The sequence below is a fragment of the Nocardia sp. IFM 10818 genome, assembly GCF_054655275.1.
Window position 1 is genome coordinate 94,340 of sequence record NZ_BAAHJH010000001.1, and the last position, 18,388, is coordinate 112,727.

At 68.8% G+C, this 18,388-nt stretch carries 19 protein-coding genes; 10 read left to right on the top strand and 9 right to left on the bottom strand.

The window, feature by feature from the left end; genetic code table 11:
- Positions 1-16 precede the first annotated feature (16 nt).
- Both ACYQ5L_RS00450 and ACYQ5L_RS00455 read right to left on the bottom strand, forming a co-directional pair.
- Positions 17-814: a CPBP family intramembrane glutamic endopeptidase gene (locus tag ACYQ5L_RS00450; protein ID WP_459954841.1), complete on the bottom strand. Its 798-nt coding sequence runs from the start codon at positions 812-814 to the stop codon at positions 17-19.
- A gap of 50 nt (positions 815-864) precedes the next feature.
- The gene (locus ACYQ5L_RS00455; RefSeq protein ID WP_459954842.1) at positions 865-1,635 is read right to left on the bottom strand and encodes a DUF2470 domain-containing protein; all 771 of its coding nucleotides are present in this window, start codon (positions 1,633-1,635) and stop codon (positions 865-867) included.
- 87 nt (positions 1,636-1,722) lie between these two features.
- On the opposite strand from ACYQ5L_RS00455, the gene ACYQ5L_RS00460 reads away from it, so the two are divergent.
- The 4 genes from ACYQ5L_RS00460 (at position 1,723) to ACYQ5L_RS00475 (ending at position 4,258) form a co-directional block, all read left to right on the top strand.
- Complete coding sequence (locus ACYQ5L_RS00460; protein ID WP_459954843.1) at positions 1,723-2,145, top strand: hypothetical protein; 423 nt, start codon at positions 1,723-1,725, stop codon at positions 2,143-2,145.
- Positions 2,146-2,208: 63 nt separating this feature from the next.
- Positions 2,209-3,126: a prephenate dehydratase gene (gene pheA, locus ACYQ5L_RS00465; protein ID WP_459954844.1), complete on the top strand. Its 918-nt coding sequence runs from the start codon at positions 2,209-2,211 to the stop codon at positions 3,124-3,126.
- Entirely contained in the window at positions 3,123-3,785 is a 663-nt protein-coding gene (locus tag ACYQ5L_RS00470) for a histidine phosphatase family protein (RefSeq protein WP_459954845.1), read from the top strand. The genes pheA and ACYQ5L_RS00470 overlap by 4 nt, the downstream gene beginning before the upstream one ends.
- Positions 3,786-3,913: 128 nt before the next feature.
- A complete protein-coding gene (locus ACYQ5L_RS00475) occupies positions 3,914-4,258 on the top strand; it encodes a hypothetical protein (protein ID WP_459954846.1) in 345 nt (114 codons plus the stop codon).
- Between the two features lie 63 nt (positions 4,259-4,321).
- Here the strand turns inward: ACYQ5L_RS00475 and ACYQ5L_RS00480 are convergent, their stop codons facing one another.
- From ACYQ5L_RS00480 to ACYQ5L_RS00510, 7 genes are all read right to left on the bottom strand, one after another.
- The gene (locus ACYQ5L_RS00480; protein ID WP_459954847.1) at positions 4,322-4,801 is read right to left on the bottom strand and encodes a YcxB family protein; all 480 of its coding nucleotides are present in this window, start codon (positions 4,799-4,801) and stop codon (positions 4,322-4,324) included.
- Between the two features lie 134 nt (positions 4,802-4,935).
- Positions 4,936-5,760: an ESX secretion-associated protein EspG gene (locus tag ACYQ5L_RS00485; protein WP_459954848.1), complete on the bottom strand. Its 825-nt coding sequence runs from the start codon at positions 5,758-5,760 to the stop codon at positions 4,936-4,938.
- The gene (locus ACYQ5L_RS00490) at positions 5,757-6,938 is read right to left on the bottom strand and encodes a PPE domain-containing protein (RefSeq protein WP_459954849.1); all 1,182 of its coding nucleotides are present in this window, start codon (positions 6,936-6,938) and stop codon (positions 5,757-5,759) included. The genes ACYQ5L_RS00485 and ACYQ5L_RS00490 overlap by 4 nt, the downstream gene beginning before the upstream one ends.
- A gap of 8 nt (positions 6,939-6,946) precedes the next feature.
- Complete coding sequence (locus ACYQ5L_RS00495) at positions 6,947-7,258, bottom strand: PE domain-containing protein (protein WP_379193924.1); 312 nt, start codon at positions 7,256-7,258, stop codon at positions 6,947-6,949.
- Positions 7,259-7,356: 98 nt separating this feature from the next.
- Positions 7,357-7,710, bottom strand: coding sequence for a metallopeptidase family protein (locus ACYQ5L_RS00500; RefSeq protein WP_459954850.1), 354 nt, complete (start codon positions 7,708-7,710; stop codon positions 7,357-7,359).
- Between the two features lie 2 nt (positions 7,711-7,712).
- Positions 7,713-8,885 carry a septum formation family protein gene (locus tag ACYQ5L_RS00505; RefSeq protein WP_459954851.1) on the bottom strand — a complete coding sequence of 391 codons (1,173 nt, stop codon included), beginning with the start codon at positions 8,883-8,885 and terminating at the stop codon, positions 7,713-7,715.
- A gap of 69 nt (positions 8,886-8,954) precedes the next feature.
- On the bottom strand, positions 8,955-10,541 hold the full coding sequence (locus ACYQ5L_RS00510; RefSeq protein WP_459954852.1) for a GMC family oxidoreductase: 1,587 nt from the start codon (positions 10,539-10,541) through the stop codon (positions 8,955-8,957).
- Between the two features lie 233 nt (positions 10,542-10,774).
- On the opposite strand from ACYQ5L_RS00510, the gene serS reads away from it, so the two are divergent.
- From serS to ACYQ5L_RS00540, 6 genes are all read left to right on the top strand, one after another.
- Positions 10,775-12,037: a serine--tRNA ligase gene (serS, locus tag ACYQ5L_RS00515; RefSeq protein WP_459954853.1), complete on the top strand. Its 1,263-nt coding sequence runs from the start codon at positions 10,775-10,777 to the stop codon at positions 12,035-12,037.
- 93 nt (positions 12,038-12,130) lie between these two features.
- On the top strand, positions 12,131-13,999 hold the full coding sequence (locus tag ACYQ5L_RS00520) for a putative bifunctional diguanylate cyclase/phosphodiesterase (protein ID WP_459954854.1): 1,869 nt from the start codon (positions 12,131-12,133) through the stop codon (positions 13,997-13,999).
- 94 nt (positions 14,000-14,093) lie between these two features.
- Positions 14,094-15,425: an MFS transporter gene (locus ACYQ5L_RS00525; protein ID WP_459954855.1), complete on the top strand. Its 1,332-nt coding sequence runs from the start codon at positions 14,094-14,096 to the stop codon at positions 15,423-15,425.
- A 306-nt stretch (positions 15,426-15,731) separates the two neighbouring features.
- Positions 15,732-16,688, top strand: coding sequence for a DMT family transporter (locus ACYQ5L_RS00530; protein WP_459954856.1), 957 nt, complete (start codon positions 15,732-15,734; stop codon positions 16,686-16,688).
- 123 nt (positions 16,689-16,811) lie between these two features.
- Entirely contained in the window at positions 16,812-17,846 is a 1,035-nt protein-coding gene (locus ACYQ5L_RS00535) for a MauE/DoxX family redox-associated membrane protein (RefSeq protein WP_459954857.1), read from the top strand.
- A gap of 157 nt (positions 17,847-18,003) precedes the next feature.
- On the top strand, positions 18,004-18,339 hold the full coding sequence (locus tag ACYQ5L_RS00540; protein WP_379193933.1) for a BP74-related protein: 336 nt from the start codon (positions 18,004-18,006) through the stop codon (positions 18,337-18,339).
- The last annotated feature ends 49 nt before the right edge of the window (positions 18,340-18,388 follow it).

Sequence of the window (18,388 nt, forward strand, 5' to 3'; positions counted from 1 at the left end):
GTTCATTCCAATCGCATTACGGCAGCCAGGAGACGTGCCCGCGCAGGGCGGCATAGCCGAGATAGGCGACGGTGTCGATGAGCGCGTGCGCCAGCAGCAATGGCCATAAACGGTTGGTGCGCTGCCAGTATCGGCCGAAGAGCAGGCCCATCACGAGGTTGCCGAGCCCGCCGCCCAGACCTTGATAAAGGTGATAGCTGCCACGCAGCAGAGCGGATGCGAGCAGTGAGCGGTTCTCCGACCAGCCGAGCGCGCGCAATCGGGTGATCAGGTACGCGACGACGAGGACTTCCTCGGCGGCCGAATTGGCCCAGGCGGTGAGCACCAGCATGGGCAGGCGCCACCAGTATTCGAGGGATCCGGGGACGATGGTGACGCTCACGCCCAGGGCGTGCGCGGTGAGATACAGGCCCAGCCCGGGTATTCCGATGACCGCCGCCAGCACGAGTCCGGGCAGCACGTCGGCCCGCCACCGCAGCCGGCGGGCCAGGCCGATCGCCTGCGGTCCGATTCCGCTGCGCCACAACAGGTACAGCCCCAGCGCCGCCCAGCCGAGCAGCCGCGCCACGCTCAGGAACTGAAACAGCAGATCGATCGTCGACTGCGTGGCGCGCGAGGGGTTGAGCGCAATGGTCTGCCCGCCCACGCCGCCCGGGGACAGCGCGCTCTCCAGCAGCGACAGCGCCGCATTGGCCCCGCTCAGCCCGAAAGTGACCACCAGCACCACCGCGATCTCGAGCCGGATGGCCCGCCGCTGCCGGTCGGTCGATGCGGGCTCGGGCCACGTGGGTGCGGGCTCAGCTGCCGAAGACATGGCAGTCAATCTAGGTGCCGCCGGGCGCGGCGGCAGGTTGCGGTGCGGCGTCAGATGCGGTGCAGGCCGCGGCGGAACGGGTCGACGGCGAGGGCTTGCACGGCGCGGCTGAGGGATTCGACATCGTCGGCGGGCGCCGGGAAGGGCAGCCGGATGTCGTGATCGGCCTCGGCCGATTCGACGCGCAGGGTGACGCCGTAGCGGTCGATGGCCAGCGGGTGCACCAGCGCGCCGCGGCGGATATCGGAGGGCAGGTGATGGGCCAGCCGATCGATGACATCGGCGTGATCGGCGTGCAGGTGCTGCAGCCAGGCCGCTTCCATGGCGCAGAACGGGTCCGGCCGGGCGGCCCGGAGCTGGTCGCGGTCGACGGCGTCCGCGCCGGCGGTGTCGGCGACCACGGCCGAGTCCACGACCAGGCGCAGCAGAGTGGCGGTGTGGCCGATATCGAGCAACGCCGGATTCGGATGGTCCTCGGCGACGGCCGCGGCCAGGGCGCGCTGGGCGTGCGCGGGCACCGCGTGCACCCAGCCGCGCAGCCAGACCAGGGCGCGCACGGGTTCGCGCAGCGGCAGCGGGGCATGGTCGGTGAGTTCCAGGACCGCGGGCGAGCCGGTGGTGCCGGTGCCGCCGACCAGCAGGTTGGCGGTGGAGGTGGACGGCACCGCGACCACGATGTCGCCGCACTGCCGCAGCAGATGGACCGAGGTGGGTACCGGATCGAGGCCGGGCAGGGCCAGCACCGCGCTCTCGGCGTGGGCACAGGCGCTGTGCACGCGTTCGGCGGTATTGGGAGCGACGGCCGGTGCCGCGTGGGGCATACACACCTCCGAGAAGAAATTAGGTAAACCTAAGCTAAGTGACGGTGTGATCTTGCGCAACCCATCCGCTCGCATACGGTGAAACTCGTGCCGCACGATTCCGCCCCCGCCCCCGAACCGGTCCTCATGCAACTGACCGTGCCCGGCAAGACCGGCGCGCAGACGCTGCTCGACGGACTGGTCCGCCCGATCGGTGCCGCGCCCGCCGGCGCGGAGGTCCTGGAGCCGGATGCGGACGATGAGGCCGTTTCGGAATTCCTGGTCCGAATCGCGCACGGCGACACGGGTTTCGTCGCCCGCACCGACTCCGGCGAACGCGCGCTCGCACTCGTCGCCGCCACGGTCGCCGCGCTCTGCGGCGAGGACATCCGGACCGCGCTGACCACCCCGGACATCGAATTCATCAAGGGCCTGAAGCCGCCCGCCGTCGAAGCGCTGCGGACCGTCCTGCTCGCCGTCGAGACCGCCGATCCGGAGGCCGTGCACAGCGCGCTCGCCGTTCTCGGATGAGTTGTTACCGAGGAGTCGGCCAAAGCGCGGGAGGACTCCGGATCCGCAAGTAATGTCGTAGCCGTGCCGCGTATCGCCTACTTCGGGCCGTCGGGAACCTTTACGGAGATGGCCCTCGCAAAACTCGAGTCCACCGGAGTGTTCGGCGGGCCTGTCGAGCGTGTCCCGGCGGCCAGCCAGGGCGCCGCGATCGAACTGGTGCGGGCCGCGGGCGTCGAGGGCGCGGTGGTGCCGATCGAGAGTTCGGTGGAGGGCTCGATCGCGCCCACCCTCGATGCGCTGGCCGTCGGTCCCCGGTTGCAGATCATCGCCGAGACCGAATTGGATGTGGCGTTCACGATTCTGGGCAGGCCCGGCACCGAGCTGGCCGATGTGCGGCGCGTCGCCGCCTACCCGGTGGCCGCCGCCCAGGTTCGCATGTGGCTGGCGCATCGACTACCCGGAGCCGAGCTGTACACCTCGGCCTCGAATGCCGCGGCCGCCGAGGATGTGGCCGCCGGGCACGCCGACGCCGCCGTCTCGACCGCGCTGGCCGGACAGCGCCTGGGCCTGTCGGTGCTGGCCTCCGGCGTCGCCGATCACGATCAGGCCGTGACCCGGTTCGTACTGGTCGCGCCGCCGCAGCCGGCGCCGCCGCGCACCGGCGTCGATCGCACGTCGATCGTGCTGGAACTGGCCAACGAGCCCGGTTCGCTCATGCGCGCGTTCGCGGAATTCGCCACGCGCGGTATCGATCTCACTCGTATCGAGTCGCGTCCCACCCGCACCGGTATGGGCACCTACCGTTTCTATCTGGACTGTGTCGGGCATATCGACGACGCGGCGGTCGCGGAGGCGCTGAAGGCGTTGCACCGCACGGCCGCCCGGATCCGCTACCTCGGATCCTGGCCGGCCACCGCGCCGACCGGCACCCCGCCGCCCGCCGACGAACCGGCGGCGGCTTGGCTGGCCGACCTGAAGAAGGGGGTGGCGGACCTGTGACGGCCAAACTCATCCTGGTGCGGCACGGTGAAACCGAGGGCAATGTCGCCAAGATCCTGGACACCCGGCTGCCCGGCCTGCCGCTCACCGAACGCGGTGTGGCACAGGCGAAAACCTTCGGCTCCAACCTGGCCGCGCCGCCCCTGCGGCTGTTCTCCTCACAAGCTCTGCGCGCCCGCCAGACCGGCAGCTATATCGAGGCCGCCACCGGCGTCCCGCTCGAGGTCCTCGAGGACCTGCACGAGGTCCAACTGGGCGATCTCGAAGGCCTCAACACCCGCGAGGCCCACGAAACCTTCCAGGACATCTACCACTCCTGGCATTTCGGCGATCTCGACACCCGGGTTCCCGGCGGCGAATCCGGCCGCGATGTCCTGAACCGCTACATCCCGGCCCTGGAACGCCTCCGCGACGAATACCTCACCGACTCCGAAGCCGGCGACATCATCCTGGTCAGCCACGGCGCTGCCATGCGCCTGGTCTCCCGCGAACTCACCGGCGTCCCACGCCTGTTCGCCGCCAACAACCACCTCGACAACACCGAAACCATCGAACTCCTACCGTTCTCCGACGGCCTCTGGGAATGCACCCGCTGGGGCCGCTACCCCGCCCCGTTCGGCGACAACATCGAACCCACCGGCGACGACCCGATGGGCTGACACCCTCCAGAACTGAAACGACGTCGACCGGGAACTGGTGGCGGCAAACCCCGAGAAGGCCCCGCCACCAGTTCCCGGTCGGTGATATTTCAAATCGGGATGTGCCTCACAACGCACGGAGGTGCCAGTTGCGCGCCAGTCTGTGGGCACCAGCAATGATGGTGATCATGACTGGTGAACCCCTGCTTGTGCCCCTTGCTGAGCTGCGCAGGTCGTTCGAAGTGCTTCTCGACCATGTCGAAGCCGTTGCAGGGACGGGGGTGGTCTCCCTGGACAAGGACTACTTCTGGTCGGTCCCCGCCGAACAGCTGTATGACATCAACAGCGAACCGTCCGACCTGACTATCGGCCAACTATCCGAGTCCTGGCAGCACATGCGGGATCTACTTACGAATCAGGACCGAGCCCTCTCGTACCATCTTGTATGGCTCGCAGATGTCTTACGAGCTATTGGCCAAGACATCGTTCGCTGAAGGAGCTGAACTACGCGGCGGTGAGCAGGGTCTTGGTGCGGCCCGGGTGATTCGTCCCCTCAGCTACTTCCCGATGGGTTGCAGACCATTCACGAATGAAGAGAACACCGCTCGCTGCTCCTCGGTCATCAACTCTTTCGGGACGGTGACCGCTTGAAGCTTGCCGAACATGATGTACCAGACCTCGGGTGTCTCGATGACACGACCTAGACCAGCCCATCGAAACCGTGACTCGACAAGAGGGTAGATCATCGTCACCCACTCGTCGTCGAGCGTCATATGAGATCCATCCCTGATGGCGCTGGCCTGCATTCGCATCGACCATGCCACCGTGAGCGGTCCCACCGCGAACGCGAACAGTAGTCCGAGCGCGACGAAGAAGTAGCCGATCGGATTCGTGGGCTCCAACGTCAGCATGAAAAGGCCGAGTAGGACAATGAATCCGCCCATGACGCGGTAGAAGTTGAACTGTCCACGCATGACGAACCGTAGAGTGCGGCGGAGCCGCTGTTCCTCGTATGGAACCCACATCGAGATTTGCACCGCCGCATCCTAAGTCGGTAGGCATCGACCGGCTCGTCGAAGAAGACCAATCAGTACCTTGTCGCTTCAGCTGAGGACTGCGGCGACAACCAGACAGGGCAAAGCGTGTCGGGATGACGAGTGACGAGTTCAGCTCAGGTGTGTTCGGCCGGGAAGTCCGGTCGCAGCGGAAGCGACGTAATGAGATCTTGTAGTGCGGTGCGCAGGCGGGCAGGGGTGCCGCTCGCCAGCGAGGTCCACTTCGTGCCGTCGTCGGCGCGGCTGGTTGTCGCCAGGAGGCGGCCGTGCCGGGTGTTGAAGACGGCGATGTGGTTGTCGGTCACGTCGCGGGTGCCGTCGCCGTAGACGACGCCGACAATCTCGGCGTGGGAGTCGACCTGAACCAGGGCGGAGGCAAGGGTTTTCGCGTCACGGGGCGGATTGCCCACCTTGGCCAGGCGGTTGGTTGTCGTCGTTACGTCGCCGGCGTCGTCGAAGATCGGGGCCAATTCCTCGGTGGGTGCGTTCATTCCGGTGAGTTCCAGGGGTTCGGCCGGGCCGAGGGCCGCCATGAAGGTGCCCGGAAGGTCGTGTCCCGCTTCGTCGATGACGTAGGAGTTGGGGCCGCGCAGGGCGACCACTTCGAAATCGTCGCCCTTGGCCAGGCAGAAGCGGTTGATCTGGCCGTTCACGTACCAGCGCAGGGCGAGCACCCAGTGCGGCCGGTACAGTACGCGCAGGCGTTCGGCCAGCTCCGGATGCACCTGGTCGCCGTCGAGAAGTTCGCGCTCGGTGAGGGTTTCGGCGGCGGCGCTCATGGCGGTGTCGTGGTCGGTTGCATTGTCGTAGCGGCCCATGGCATTCAGCACCACGGGCAGCTCGTCGATCGTCAATGTTTCTTGGAGGTACTGCAATTCGTCGGGGGTCAGGGTGACCGCTCGCAGCAGGGACGGGCCGCGGCCGGCGCCGAGGACGGTCATCGGGCGTCGTTCGGGTCGCCGCCGATGACGGCGGGTGCGATGACCCGGCCGTCGGCGAAGTGCTCCACCGAGCGCCCGTAGTCCTTGCCGTCGTGGGTTTCGTCCTCGTCTCCGGAGTGGTTGCTGCCGAGTAGCGGGCTCGTGCTAGCGGAGCGGACGGGGGCGGTCGCGGCGGTATTCGGGGAGGCGGCAACGGGTTCGGTCAGCACCGGTGCGGCCGGGGTTGCGCCGCTGCCGATTCCGGCGCCCGCGCCCCAGCCCTCGGGGAGTTTCAGTGTGCCGCCGCCGTTTCCGATGCTCACGCCCGCGCCGCCACCGGTGAAGGACACCGCGCGGGTGCTCACCCCGGCCGCACCGGCGCCCGCCGTGGCCACACCCATGCCGGCCAGCATGGGCAGTTGGGCGCCCGCGGCTGCGGTCTGCGACAAGCCGTTGGCGACCGCGGTCACGGCGGTGCCCGCGACCTGCCCGGCGGTGCTGACACCGCTGGTCACCACGGTTCCGGCGACCTGCGCGGCCTGGGCGACGGCGCTGATCACGGCCGGATTATTGGCCAGCCCGGCCGCCGTGGCCAGGGCCGCCTGCACAGGATCGCCGGACATATTGGCGGCCGCGCCCGCATCGGCGGAACCCGCGCCCATGGCGATGGGCGGCGGCATGAGGAATTGGCCGGGTGTGGTGACAATGGCGGTGGTCGCGGCCTCGTAGGTCTCCATGACCAGCGCGGCGCGAATGTCGAGGGCCAGTTTGGCGGCCTCAGCGGCCTCGGCGGTGCCATTGAGCGCGCCGCCGGTGGAGTACGCGGCCACCCGGGCGGCCTCGACGACGGCGATCTCCGGCAGGCTCGGCATGGCGATCGAGGCCACGGTGTAGGCGGTGGCATTGGCGGCGGTCTTGGCGGCCATGGCGGCGGCCATGACGCCCTGCTGTTCGGCCCAGACGGTGAAGCCGGACAGGCGGGCCAGCACATTGAGGCCGTTCACGCCCTGCAGGCCCACGCCGACCTCGGCCATGACCCGGGCGACGGTGGCGGTGGCGTCCACCCACGCGCCGGTGAGTACGCCCCAGGAGGTGCTGGCGGCGGCAATCGGAATGGCGTGCGCGCCCGCGTTCAAGGTGACGGAATTGAGTTCCGCCATGCGGGGCAGCCAGAACACCCCGGTGATTCCCAGCGTCATTGTTCCCCCTAGACCTGAATGGCCGCGATGCCGGCGGCGCGCACCGCGTCCTGGATCAGATACTGCGCGAGCTGGCTGCGCAGCGTGGCGGCGGCGTGGTGCAGTTCGAGAATGCCCTGGGCGACGGCCCGGTCATGGCTGAAGGCGGCGTGATTGAAATGCCCGGCGGCCAGGAACGAGACCTCCTCGGTGCCGGAGGGCAGGACGTGGGTGGCCGGGCCGGCCGCCGCCGAGGCCGCGGACAGGCGCTCGGCGAGTAGGTCGAGTTCCAGGGCTGCCGCGAGGACGACCTCCGGCTGCACGAGGACGTGGCCAACCATGATCGATCTCCCTTCGGGATTCCCCCGGGTACGCAGTCGCGTCCCGATATGAAGCTTGGACGCGACGGGGATTCGATCGGTTCCCGGTTTGCCGCGAGTTAGCCCCATCCCAGCTGATGAAGGCGGTCGTCGTCAATCCCGAAGTAGTGCGCTATCTCGTGAATCACTGTGATTGCCACCTCTTCGACCACTTCTTCTTCGCTGTGACACATCTCCAGGATGGCCTCGCGGTAGATGGTGACGGTGTCCGGCAGCGCGCCGCCGTAGTGGCTGAAGTCCCGGTCGGTGAGGGCGATGCCGTGATAGAGCCCGAGCAGCTGCGGCTCTTCCTCATTGCGCGGTTCGATGAGCACCACGACGTTGTCGATGGCCTTCGACAATTCCGGCGGAATGAGATCGAGCGCGTCCCCGACGAGTTCCTCGAAACGATCGTCGGACATGGAGACCGGCACGGCTACCTCGGCGCGGGGATGACCGGCGGCGCGGCGCCGGGCAGCGGCTGCGGGGTGGAGCGGCCGTTGTTCGGCGGCGGCACCGGGGCCTGCCCGTCGACCAGGATGTCGCCGCGCGCCGATCCGGTGATGGCGGCGAAGCCCTCCTGATCCGCGCCCTTGCCGATCATGCAGTTGAGGCTCTTGCTGCCGGCCAGCCAGCTGCGGCTGTCGAGGTAATCCCAGAACAGCGTGAGGGTCTTGTTGCGCAGCGCGTCCTCGGATCCGAGATAGTCGGTGGAGTCCTTGGCGCACTGTTCTTCCATGAACCGGTCCTGCTCGTCCTTGGACGGCGGGCCGCCGTTGAAGTGACTGCTCAGATCCACGGTCGAGACGATCTCGAAGGCGTGCGGCTGTGCGCAGTCCACCGGATCGGTGGGCAGATTGCGGGCGATGCCGATGCAGGTGCCGACGTCGTAGATCTTGGACTGGTTGGAGTTCTGCACGCTGCCGCTGACGGTATGGGTGGCGGTGCCGGAACTGCCCGCGACCTGCAACCCGCAGCGCAGCGTGCGCTCGCCCGCCTTCCAGCCGGCCTCGCCCGGATTGATCAGGCCGACCACGAATTTGCCGCGCGGATCGAACTTTCCGCCGAGGTAGGACTGGGCGGCGCTGACGCAGTGCTCGTCGCGCAGTTCGGAGAAGCGCAGCGAATCCGGGAACCGCGATCCGGGACCGAATTCGACGCCCGGGTACTTGCTCAGGTCGATATCGGCGGTGACCTCGAACAGATGCTTGTCGCCGCAGTCCACCTTCACCAGATCGCTGGCATTGGATTTGGACCAGGCCAGGCAGTCGCCCTGTTTGGCGGTGCCGAAGGCCTCGCCCGCGACCGCGCCGGTGGGCGAGGCCGAGCCCGGATTGTGCGCCTCCACCCGCCCGGCGTGGAAGCCGGAGACGGCGACGGTGATGAGCGCGGCCACCAGGGCGCCGACGGCGACCGCGAGCAGACCCCAGCGCAGGGTCGGCGCGGACAGCGGGCCCTTGTCGAGCTTGGCGCGCAGGCCTTCCAGGGCGCCGGGCAACGACCGGCCCGCGGACCCGCCGGTGGGGCTACCGGCCGGCCCACCCGTGGGCTTACCGGCCCGGCGGCGACCGGGCGTGGGCTGCTGTGGCGGAGGCGACTGTTCGGACATCGCGCTCCATCATTGCAGCGCCGCCGCACCCCCGCCATGTCCTCTTGGGTCAGGACCTGTCGGTTTCGGTCAGGCGTTGATCAGGTCGGCCGCCTTTTCACCGATCAGCACCGCCGGGGCGTGGGTATGGCCGCGGGTGATGATCGGCATGACCGAGGTGTCGGCGATGCGCAGGCCGGCCACGCCGCGCACGCGCAGTTCGGGATCCACGACTCCGGTCTCGCCGGTGCTCATGCGGCAGGTGCCGACCGGGTGGTAGAGGGTGTGCGAGTGGTCCTCGAGGCAGCGCCGCAGCACGTCCTCCATGGGCGTGTCGGAGGGCAAGGCGGGTTGCATGAGCTCGCCGATATGTTCCTTGAGCGCGGGCTGATTCGCGATCTCGACGCAGGTGCGCAGGCCATTGAGCAGGGCGGTGCGGTCGGTGAATTCGGCGCAGTAGCGGGGATCGATGCGGGGTGCGGTGAACGGGTCGGCGGAGGCGAGGGTGATCTCGCCGGTGGATGTGGGTTTGAGCAGGATGGCCGCGAAGGTGAGCGCGTGGCCGTCCGGATCGCCGAGGCCCTCGCCGATGTACGGGGCGGGGCCGAAGATCAACTCGAGGTCCGGCAGCCCGACATCGGGATGGCTGCGCACGAAGCCGTACGCCTCGCCGACATTGGAGGTGAGCTGGCCGCGGCGGCGTAGCAGGTAGTTGGCGAGTTCCGGAATGCTCTTGTCCGCGCCGAAGAGACTGCCCGCGCGGGTGCGGTAGACAATGGGGGCGGCCAGGTGGTCGCGCAGATTGCGGCCCACCTCCGGCGAGTGGTGCAGCACCGGAATCCCCAGTGCCCGAAGCTGGTTCGAATCGCCGATACCGGACAGCATGAGCAACTGCGGGGTATTGATGGCGCCGCCGGACAGGATCACCTCGCGCTTGGCCTTGAGCTGTTTGAGCTCCCCGCCGAGCTGATACTCGACGCCGATGGCCCGGGTGCCCTCGAACAGCACCCGCGTGACGTGCGCGTCGGTGACGATGGTGAGATCGCGATGCGCCTGCAGGGCGGGCCGCAGATAGGCGTCGGCCGTGCTCCACCGCGCGCCCCGCTTCTGCGTCACCATGGTCTGCGTGAACCCTTGCGGTTCATCCAGATTCGCGCGCTCGACCTTGTACCCGGCCTCCACCGCCGCCTGCAGATAGTTCAGCGTGTGCGGCCGCGGGCTGCGCTGGCGGGAGATGTGCAGCGGCCCGTTCACGCCCTCGCCGGGTTCGCTGGCGTCCTCGACCGCCTCCATGCGCTGGAAGTAGGGGAGCACCTGCTGGAACGACCACCCGGGTCCGGCGTGCTCGGCCCATTCGTCGTAATCGGCGGCGAAGCCGCGCACCCACATCATGGCGTTCATGGAGGATGATCCGCCGAGCATCTTGCCGCGCGGCCAGTACACCCGCCGGTCGCGCAGTTCGGGCTGCGGCTCGGTGCGGTAGTTCCAGTCGTTGGGTCCCTGGAACAGCTGCGCGAACCCGGCCGGAATACGGATGAATTTGTCGCGGTCGGCGCTGCCCGCCTCCACGAGGGCGACGCTGGTGCCGATGCGCTCGCTCAGCCGCGCGGCCACCGCCGCGCCGGCCGATCCGGCGCCCACCACGATGAAATCGACTGTGTCCGGGGTGTATTGCATGGGAACTCCTCGGAATTGACTGCGCCGACCGGCCGGCTCGACAACCGTGGCACGGAAGGGATGGGTCCGCTACCGGAGGCCATGGCCCCCACTATGGCGGGGCCTGCTGGGCAGCGGCCGAAAACGCGGGAAAAACCGCGGGAAACTGTGAGCTCGGCGGCGGGACAAGCGGTCTCGCCCGGGCCCCGACCTGGGCGAAAATCAGTGGAGGCCGCCCACTAGGCTTATTGCCTATGATCGACCTTCGATTCCTGCGGGAGAACCCGGACGTGGTCCGTGCGTCGCAGCGTGCGCGCGGTGAGGACCCGGCCCTGGTGGACGCCCTGCTCGAGGCGGATGCGGCCCGGCGCGCGGCAGTGGCGACCGCCGACAATCTGCGCGCCGAGCAGAAGGCCCTCGGCAAGAAGGTCGGCAAGGCGTCCCCGGACGAGCGCCCGGCGCTGCTGGCCCAGGGGCAGGAGCTGTCGGCGAAGGTGAAGGAGGCCGAGGCGGCCGAGAATGCCGCCGACGCCGATCTCGACACCGCCATGCGCGCCCTGTCGAATGTCGTGCAGGACGGCGCGCCCGCCGGCGGCGAGGACGACTACATCGTGCTGGAGACCGTCGGCACGCCGCGCGAGTTCGACTTCGAGCCCAAGGATCACCTGGAGCTGGGTGAGTCGCTGGGCCTGATCGATATGGAGCGCGGCGCCAAGGTCTCGGGCGCGCGCTTCTACTTCCTCACCGGCTACGGCGCGCTGCTGCAACTGGGCCTGCTGCAGCTGGCCGCGCAGAAGGCCACCGCCAATGGCTTCACCATGATGATCCCGCCGGTGCTGGTGCGCCCGGAGATCATGGCGGGCACCGGATTCCTGGGCCAGCACGCGGCCGAGGTCTACCACCTCGAGGAGGACGACCTGTACCTGGTCGGCACCTCGGAGGTGCCCCTGGCCGGCTATCACTCGGGCGAGATCATCGACCTGAGCGAGGGTCCCAAGCGCTACGCCGGCTGGTCGTCGTGCTTCCGCCGGGAGGCCGGCAGCTACGGCAAGGACACCCGCGGCATCATCCGCGTGCACCAGTTCGACAAGGTGGAGATGTTCGTCTACGCCAAGCCCGAGGACGCCGATGCCGAGCATCAGCGCCTGCTGGCCTGGGAGCGCGAAATGCTCGCCGCCGTCGAGGTGCCCTATCGCGTGATCGATGTGGCGGCCGGTGATCTCGGATCCTCGGCGGCCCGCAAGTTCGACTGCGAAGGCTGGGTGCCCACCCAGCAGACCTACCGCGAACTCACCTCGACCTCGAACTGCACCACCTTCCAGGGCCGCCGCCTGAATGTGCGCTACCGCGACGAGAACAACAAGCCGCAGACCGCGGCGACGCTGAACGGCACGCTCGCCACCACGCGCTGGATCGTCGCCATCCTGGAGAACCATCAGCAAGCCGACGGGTCGGTCTGCGTGCCCGCCGCGCTGGTGCCGTTCGTCGGAACCGAAGTGCTGAAGCCGATTCGCTGAAATCCCTCCCGAAGGGGAATGGTTTTCGGGAGCCGCGAACCCAGCAGTAGCGAAGCGCAGGCAAAATTCGGCGGACCGTTTAGGCTAGGCAGCGTGCGAGGAATCGGGTCTCGCGGCGATACCCGAACCCGGGTGCGGGCGGCGTCGGCGCTGGCGACGGCAATGGTCATGGCTCGGACCACCGGGGCGTTCTACGTCATGGGTGGGGTGCTGGGTCTGATCATCACGGCGGTCGCTCCGGGTGATGAGGGCAATCGGCCGCTGGTGGGTACGGCGGCGCTGGTCGCGCTGCTGCTCGGCATCAGTCTGCTGATCTGGGGTCCGCGGATGCCGCATTCGGTGCATCACGTGTACGTCGGCATGGCGACGGTGCTGGTCACCATTGCGGTGCACTGGTTCCCGAATACCGTGGGCGCCATCAGCCTCGCCGCGTTCTATGTGTTCGTGGCCTGCGATGCGGCCATCTTCTTCGCGTGGCGCTGGCTGGGCGTGCATCTGGCCTTCGCCATCGCCTGCTGCCTGTGGGTGGTACCCTCGCGCGGTCTGCCGTGGTGGTCCGGTCTGATTCCGGCGGGCATCACCTTCGGAATCGGCATCGTGGTCGGCATTTTGACCCGCATGGCGTCCGACGCCGATATCGACGTGCTGACCGGTCTGCTCAACCGCCGCGGGTTCGATCGGGCGCTGAGCAACGCCATCGCGCACGCCACCCGCACCGGTCAGGGGCTGGCGCTGGTGCTGGTGGACCTGGACCGCTTCCAGAAGATCAACGACCATCTCGGCCACCGCGCCGGCGACGCCGTACTGCAGCGGGTGGGCGACACCTGGTCGAAACTGCTTGCGCCGGACCAGCGTCTGGCCCGCTACGGCGGGGACGCCTTCGCCCTGCTGCTGCCCGGCACCACCGAACAGGCCGCCATCCTGCTGACCGAGCAGCTGCGCGCCGCGGTGACCACCGGCTGTTCCGCGGGCGTGACCTCCTGGCAGCCGGGCGAATCCGGCTCGCTGCTGGTGAGCCGCGCCGATGTCGGCCTGTACCGGGCCAAGCAGGCGGGCCGCAATCGCACCGTGCTGGAATCCTCGCGGCAGCTGCCGCTGGCGGTGGAGCTGCGCGAGGCCATCGATCGCGGCACCCTCGACGTGCAGTACCAGCCCATTGTCAGCCTCTCCGACGGCGCCACCCGCGCGGTCGGGGTGGAGGCGCTGCTGCGCTGGTCCTCGCACGCGCAGCCGGATGTCACCACCGAGGGGCTCATCCGGGTCGCCGAGGAATACGACCTCATCTCCGATCTGGACGAACTGGTCCTACGCCGGGCCTGCGCCGACGCCGCCCGCCTGCAGGAGACCTTCGCGCAGCTGGACCTGACCCTCAATGTGAATGTGAGCGGTCTGGAATTGGCCGAAACCGAATACGCCGACCGGGTTTCCGGCATTCTCGCCGATACCGGCTGGCCCGCCGATCAGCTGGTCCTCGAGGTCACCGAGAGCGAACTGGCCGCCGAATCCGAGACCGCCATCGCGAATCTGCACACCCTGCGCGAGCGCGGGGTGCGGATCGCCATCGACGATTTCGGCACCGGCTATTCGTCCCTGAGCCGCCTGGCCACCCTGCCCAGCGACATCCTGAAGGTCGACCAGTCCTTCGTCGCCGCCATCCGCTCCGATTCCCCGGCCCCGCCGCTGCTGGGAGTCATTGCGGCGCTGAGCAAATCCCTCGACCTCCAGGTCATCGCCGAAGGCGTGGAGACCGAATACCAGGCCGCGGTCCTCACCGAACTGGGCTTCGCCCTCGCCCAGGGCTACCACTACAGCGATTCGCATCCGGTCTCCGAACTCATCAGCGACCTCAATGAGCGCCACGGCCTGGTCGGGGCCGCCGTCGCCGACCACGAGGTCAACACCAATGGCTGGATCCCCATCGACAATCCCCTTGACGGCGGTCCCGGCGGCGCGCCAAGCTGACCACATGCGCATGCTCATCTACGGCTGTTGATCTCTCCGCGCTCTCAGCGGTAGCAACCGCGACCTGCGCCCGGCCTCGGTGCGCGGTCTCACCGTGCGTGCGGTCCTGTTCTCCCTCACGGCGGACCTGATCCCGTATTACGCCCTCTACGCCCTGCTCTTCGCCGACCACGGCCTGAACACGGCGCAGATCTCCACGCTGCTGGCGATCTGGTCCACCACATCCTTCCTACTGGAAGTGCCGTCCGGCGCCTGGGCGGACACCGTCTCCCGGCGCGCCCTGCTGATCCTGTCCGGATTCCTGCTGGTCGCCGGTTTCGCGTCCTGGACGCTGTGGCCGACCTATGCCGGATTCGCCCTGGGTTTCATCCTGTGGGGTACTTCCGGCGCGCTGCGGTCAGGCACCTTCGAGGCGCTGATCTACGACGATCTCGCGGCGTACCCGTCGATGGATGGACGCGGGCGCGGGGCCACATCCGAATACCCCCGAATCATGGGTTATGTCCGCGGCGCCGCTGAATCCGCCGCGCTGATCGGCATTCTGGCGGCCGCGCCGCTGTACGCCTGGGGCGGCTACGCCCTGGTGGGCTGGTCCAGCGTGGCGATCGCCGCGGTGCACACGCTCGCGGCCTGCGCGTTGCCGGGCGCGCCCAAGGCGGTCTCGGCCGGTGCGGTCGAGGAGCTGGAGGATCCGGAGCCGGCCGAGACGCCCGAAACCGCCGCGACCACGGCGGTTTCGCCTCGAGCCGGCTCGGCGGCTGTCGCCCGCTACCTGCATATGCTCCGATCGGGCCTTCGGGAGGCGCTGCGGGTCACGGTGATTCGCCGGGGCGTGCTGCTCGCCGCCCTGCTGGACGGCGTCACGGCCTATGACGAGTACTTCGCCCTGCTGGCGGGCGATGCCGGCGTATCGCCCTGGGTGGCGGCGATCCTGGTCGGCGTCACGGTCGCGGGCGCCCTGATCGGCGCGGTCACCGCCGGCCGCACCGAAGCCATCGCGCCCCGCACCATGTCCATCGCCCTGGCGGTCGGCGGCCTGCTGTTCCTCGGCGGCGCACTGCTGGCCGGACTCGCCCTCGCCTACCCGAACGCCGTCTACGTCCTGACCGCTCTCGGCTTCACGGCGATCGGCGCGGCCTACGGCATCAACTACAACGCGAACGTCATTGCCGACGCCCGCCTCCAGGACGCCATCGAAGGCCCCGCCCGAGCCACCGTCACCTCGGTCTCCGGCCTGGTCACCGAGGTCTTCGCGGTGGCCGTGTTCGCCTTCGTCGGAGTGGCCTCGCTGTGGCTGTCGATACCGACCGTGGTCGCGCTGCTCGGTGTTCCGCTCCTCGCGACAGCGGCTTTGGTACCGGCGTGGCTGCCACCCCGCACGACCGGTTCGGTCCCCGAAGTGCCGCGTCGCACCACCGGTGACTGAGCACCCGATCGGGAGGTCCGCGCCCGCGCCACCTGGTCCGGGTCGTCGCGCGGCCGTCATTCCGGCAGGTGTTCGGCCGGAATCCACCGGTTTCGTTGCAGTGCCTCAGGGGCCGGAACCACGCCGGTCGGACGGGATGGTGGTGCGGCGTCGCCAGAGGATCACGCGTCGACCGATCGGGTGGGACGAACAAGTGAAACATCGCCGACCGGGAACTGGTGGCGGGGGCTTCTCGCGATTTGCCGCCACCAGTTCCCGGTCGGCGTCGTTTCAGAACGGGGTGCGGGGGAAGATCGAGGGGTGGCGATGCGGCGGCGGGTTGGGTTGGTGTTCGGGGGGTGTATCGGGGCGGCTGTGGCGGGGCAGGCTCGGATCAATGGGGCCTTGGGGGAGCGGTTGCAGGATGGGGTGGCGGCGGCCGTGATCAGCTTCGGGGCGGGGTTGGTGCTGTTGTTGATCGCGTTCGGGGCCAGTGGCCGACTACGGGCGGGGCTGGGACGGGTCTGGGTGGCGCTGCGGGCGGGCGGGTTGCGGTGGTGGCAGTTGCTCGGGGGGTTGTGTGGGGCGTTTTTCGTTGCGTGCCAGGGGCTTACGGTGGGGGCGATCGGGGTCACGGCGTTCACCGTGGCGGTGGTGGCGGGGCAGTTGGTGAGCAGTCTGGTGGTGGATCGGTTCGGGCTGGGGCCGGGCGGGCGGACGCCGGTGACCGGATTGCGGGCCGGGGGCGCGGGGCTGGCGCTGGTGGCGGTGGCGCTCGCGGCGCTCGGGCGGGCCGACAGCGGGGGCGGGCTGGCGGTGCCGGAGGCCTTGCGCGGCGGACCGCAGGTGTTGCTGATCGGGTTGCCGCTGCTGGCGGGTTTGGGGGTGGCGTGGCAGCAGGCGGTGAACGGGCGGGTCGGGGCGGTCGGCGGGCCGCTGTCGGCGACGCTGGCGAATTTCACGACGGGCCTGGCCGGATTGCTGATCGTGGAAACCGCGGTGGTCACCAGGACCGGGTGGCCCACCGCCTTTCCCCGCGAGCCGTGGCTCTATCTCGGTGGCGTCGTGGGCGTCGCGTTCATTGCGCTGGCGGTGGTGACGGTGCGCTGGATCGGGGTACTGCTGCTCGGGCTGACCACGGTGGCCGGGCAGCTGCTGATGTCGCTGGTACTCGATGTGCTCACGCCCAGCGGGCCGGGGTTGTCGGCCACGGCGGTGGTGGGTTGCGCGCTGACCTTCGCCGCCGTGGCGCTCGCCGCGCGCACACCCGCCCGAGCCGCGTAGGCCGCCGCTCCGCGGAGGTGCTGCCCGGATCGCTCGGCACTGTGGCCCGAGATCCGATCGGCGATCGAATCGCGTTCTCCCGATTATCGTTTCGAGTTCGCCCGGGTGTGTCATGGTGCGGGCATGACCATCGAATACGGCGTGTGGGGACTGCGGCTGGCGCTGGGTGTGGTGTTCGGATTGTCGGCGGCGGGGAAATTCGCGGATCTGGCGGGGACGCGGAAGGCGGTGGGGGAGTTCGGCATCCACCTGCGCTGGGCGCCCGCGGTGGCCTGGGCGCTGCCGGGTTTCGAGGCGCTGATCGCGGCGGCGGTGCTGCCGTCGTGGACTGCGGCGGGGGCGGCGCTGGTGGCGGTCGGGCTGCTCGGTGTGTTCACCGGGGCGGTCTTGCGCCTGCTCCGGCAGGGGCGGCATCCGGCGTGTTCGTGTTTCGGGGCGGGCAGCGCCGCGCCGATAGGGGTGCGGACGGTGGTGCGCAATGCCATTCTGATGCTGCTCGCGCTGGCGGTGGCGGTGGGTGCGATCGGATATCCGGAGGTGCCGGGGGCGCTGCCGCTGGATCATGCGGTGGGCATGGCGGTGGCGGCGGGCTTCGTCGCGATATTCGTGTGGCTGGGGGGTGAGATACGGGTGCTGCGGCGGCGATTGGACGAGCAGGTGCTCTCGACGCTCGGTGCGGAGGGCCTGCCGCCGGGTGCGGTCGCGCCGGAGTTCGAATTGCTGAAGACGGCGGGGGGCGGGCGGGCGAATCTGGACTCGCTGCTCACACCGGGGCGGTCGCTGCTGCTGGTGTTCGTGCATCCCGGTTGTGAGATGTGCGCGGCGCTGGCGCGGGAACTGCCGCGCTGGCAGGTGCGGGCGGCGCGGTCGCTGACCATTGCGGTGGTGGGCAACGGTGATGTGGCCGAGCATGCGGCGTGGGGGCGCGAGCAGGGGCTGGGGGAGATCCCGGTGCTGGTGCAGCAGGGTAATGAGGCGGCGCTGCGGTATCGGGTGCGGGGGACGCCGTCGGGCGTGCTGATCGATGCGGACGGCCGGGTCGCCGCGCCGGTGGCGCGCGGCGCGATGGCCATTCGAGACTTGATAATTCAAGCGAAACGGACTGGGTTGCAGTCGATTACGCACGGGAACGGGCAGTCGGTTCCCGATCGCGGTTAGTCGATCTCCGCGCCGCCGTTTGCCCGGAATCAAACGGGTCGGTCCCGCAAAATGCATTGCCACACAATTGATTTCAGCAATTTGCGTGCTTCGTGAGGCTTACCATCGAATGGCAGGACCCTCCCCATTCACCCAACGCATCGAGCGAGGGATCATCATGGCGGACTTCGCATTCACCGATTATTCCGGCAAAGAATTCGTTATTCGGCTGACCAACGAACAGCGCATTCAGGAGGCTCGCCGGATTCTCTCCGGCGAGGAACAAATGTCGGTCCACGTCATGGGCCGGATCAGGAAGCAGACGGCGGAATACAACCCGGGCTGGAGCTTCCATCTGGATCCGGACACGATCACGTTCTTCACCATGGCCATCGAGGTCTGCGATGCGAGCATCACCTATGTCGAAGACCATCTCGACGAGGCCTGCGGCGCCTTCCTGCCCGGCTGCTTCTGGTGCCCGTGGTCCTCGCGCCTGACCCGTGAACTGACCTGACCGCCCGCAGAGCGGCGACACTCTCCGGCCGACGTGGCGAACGCCGGCC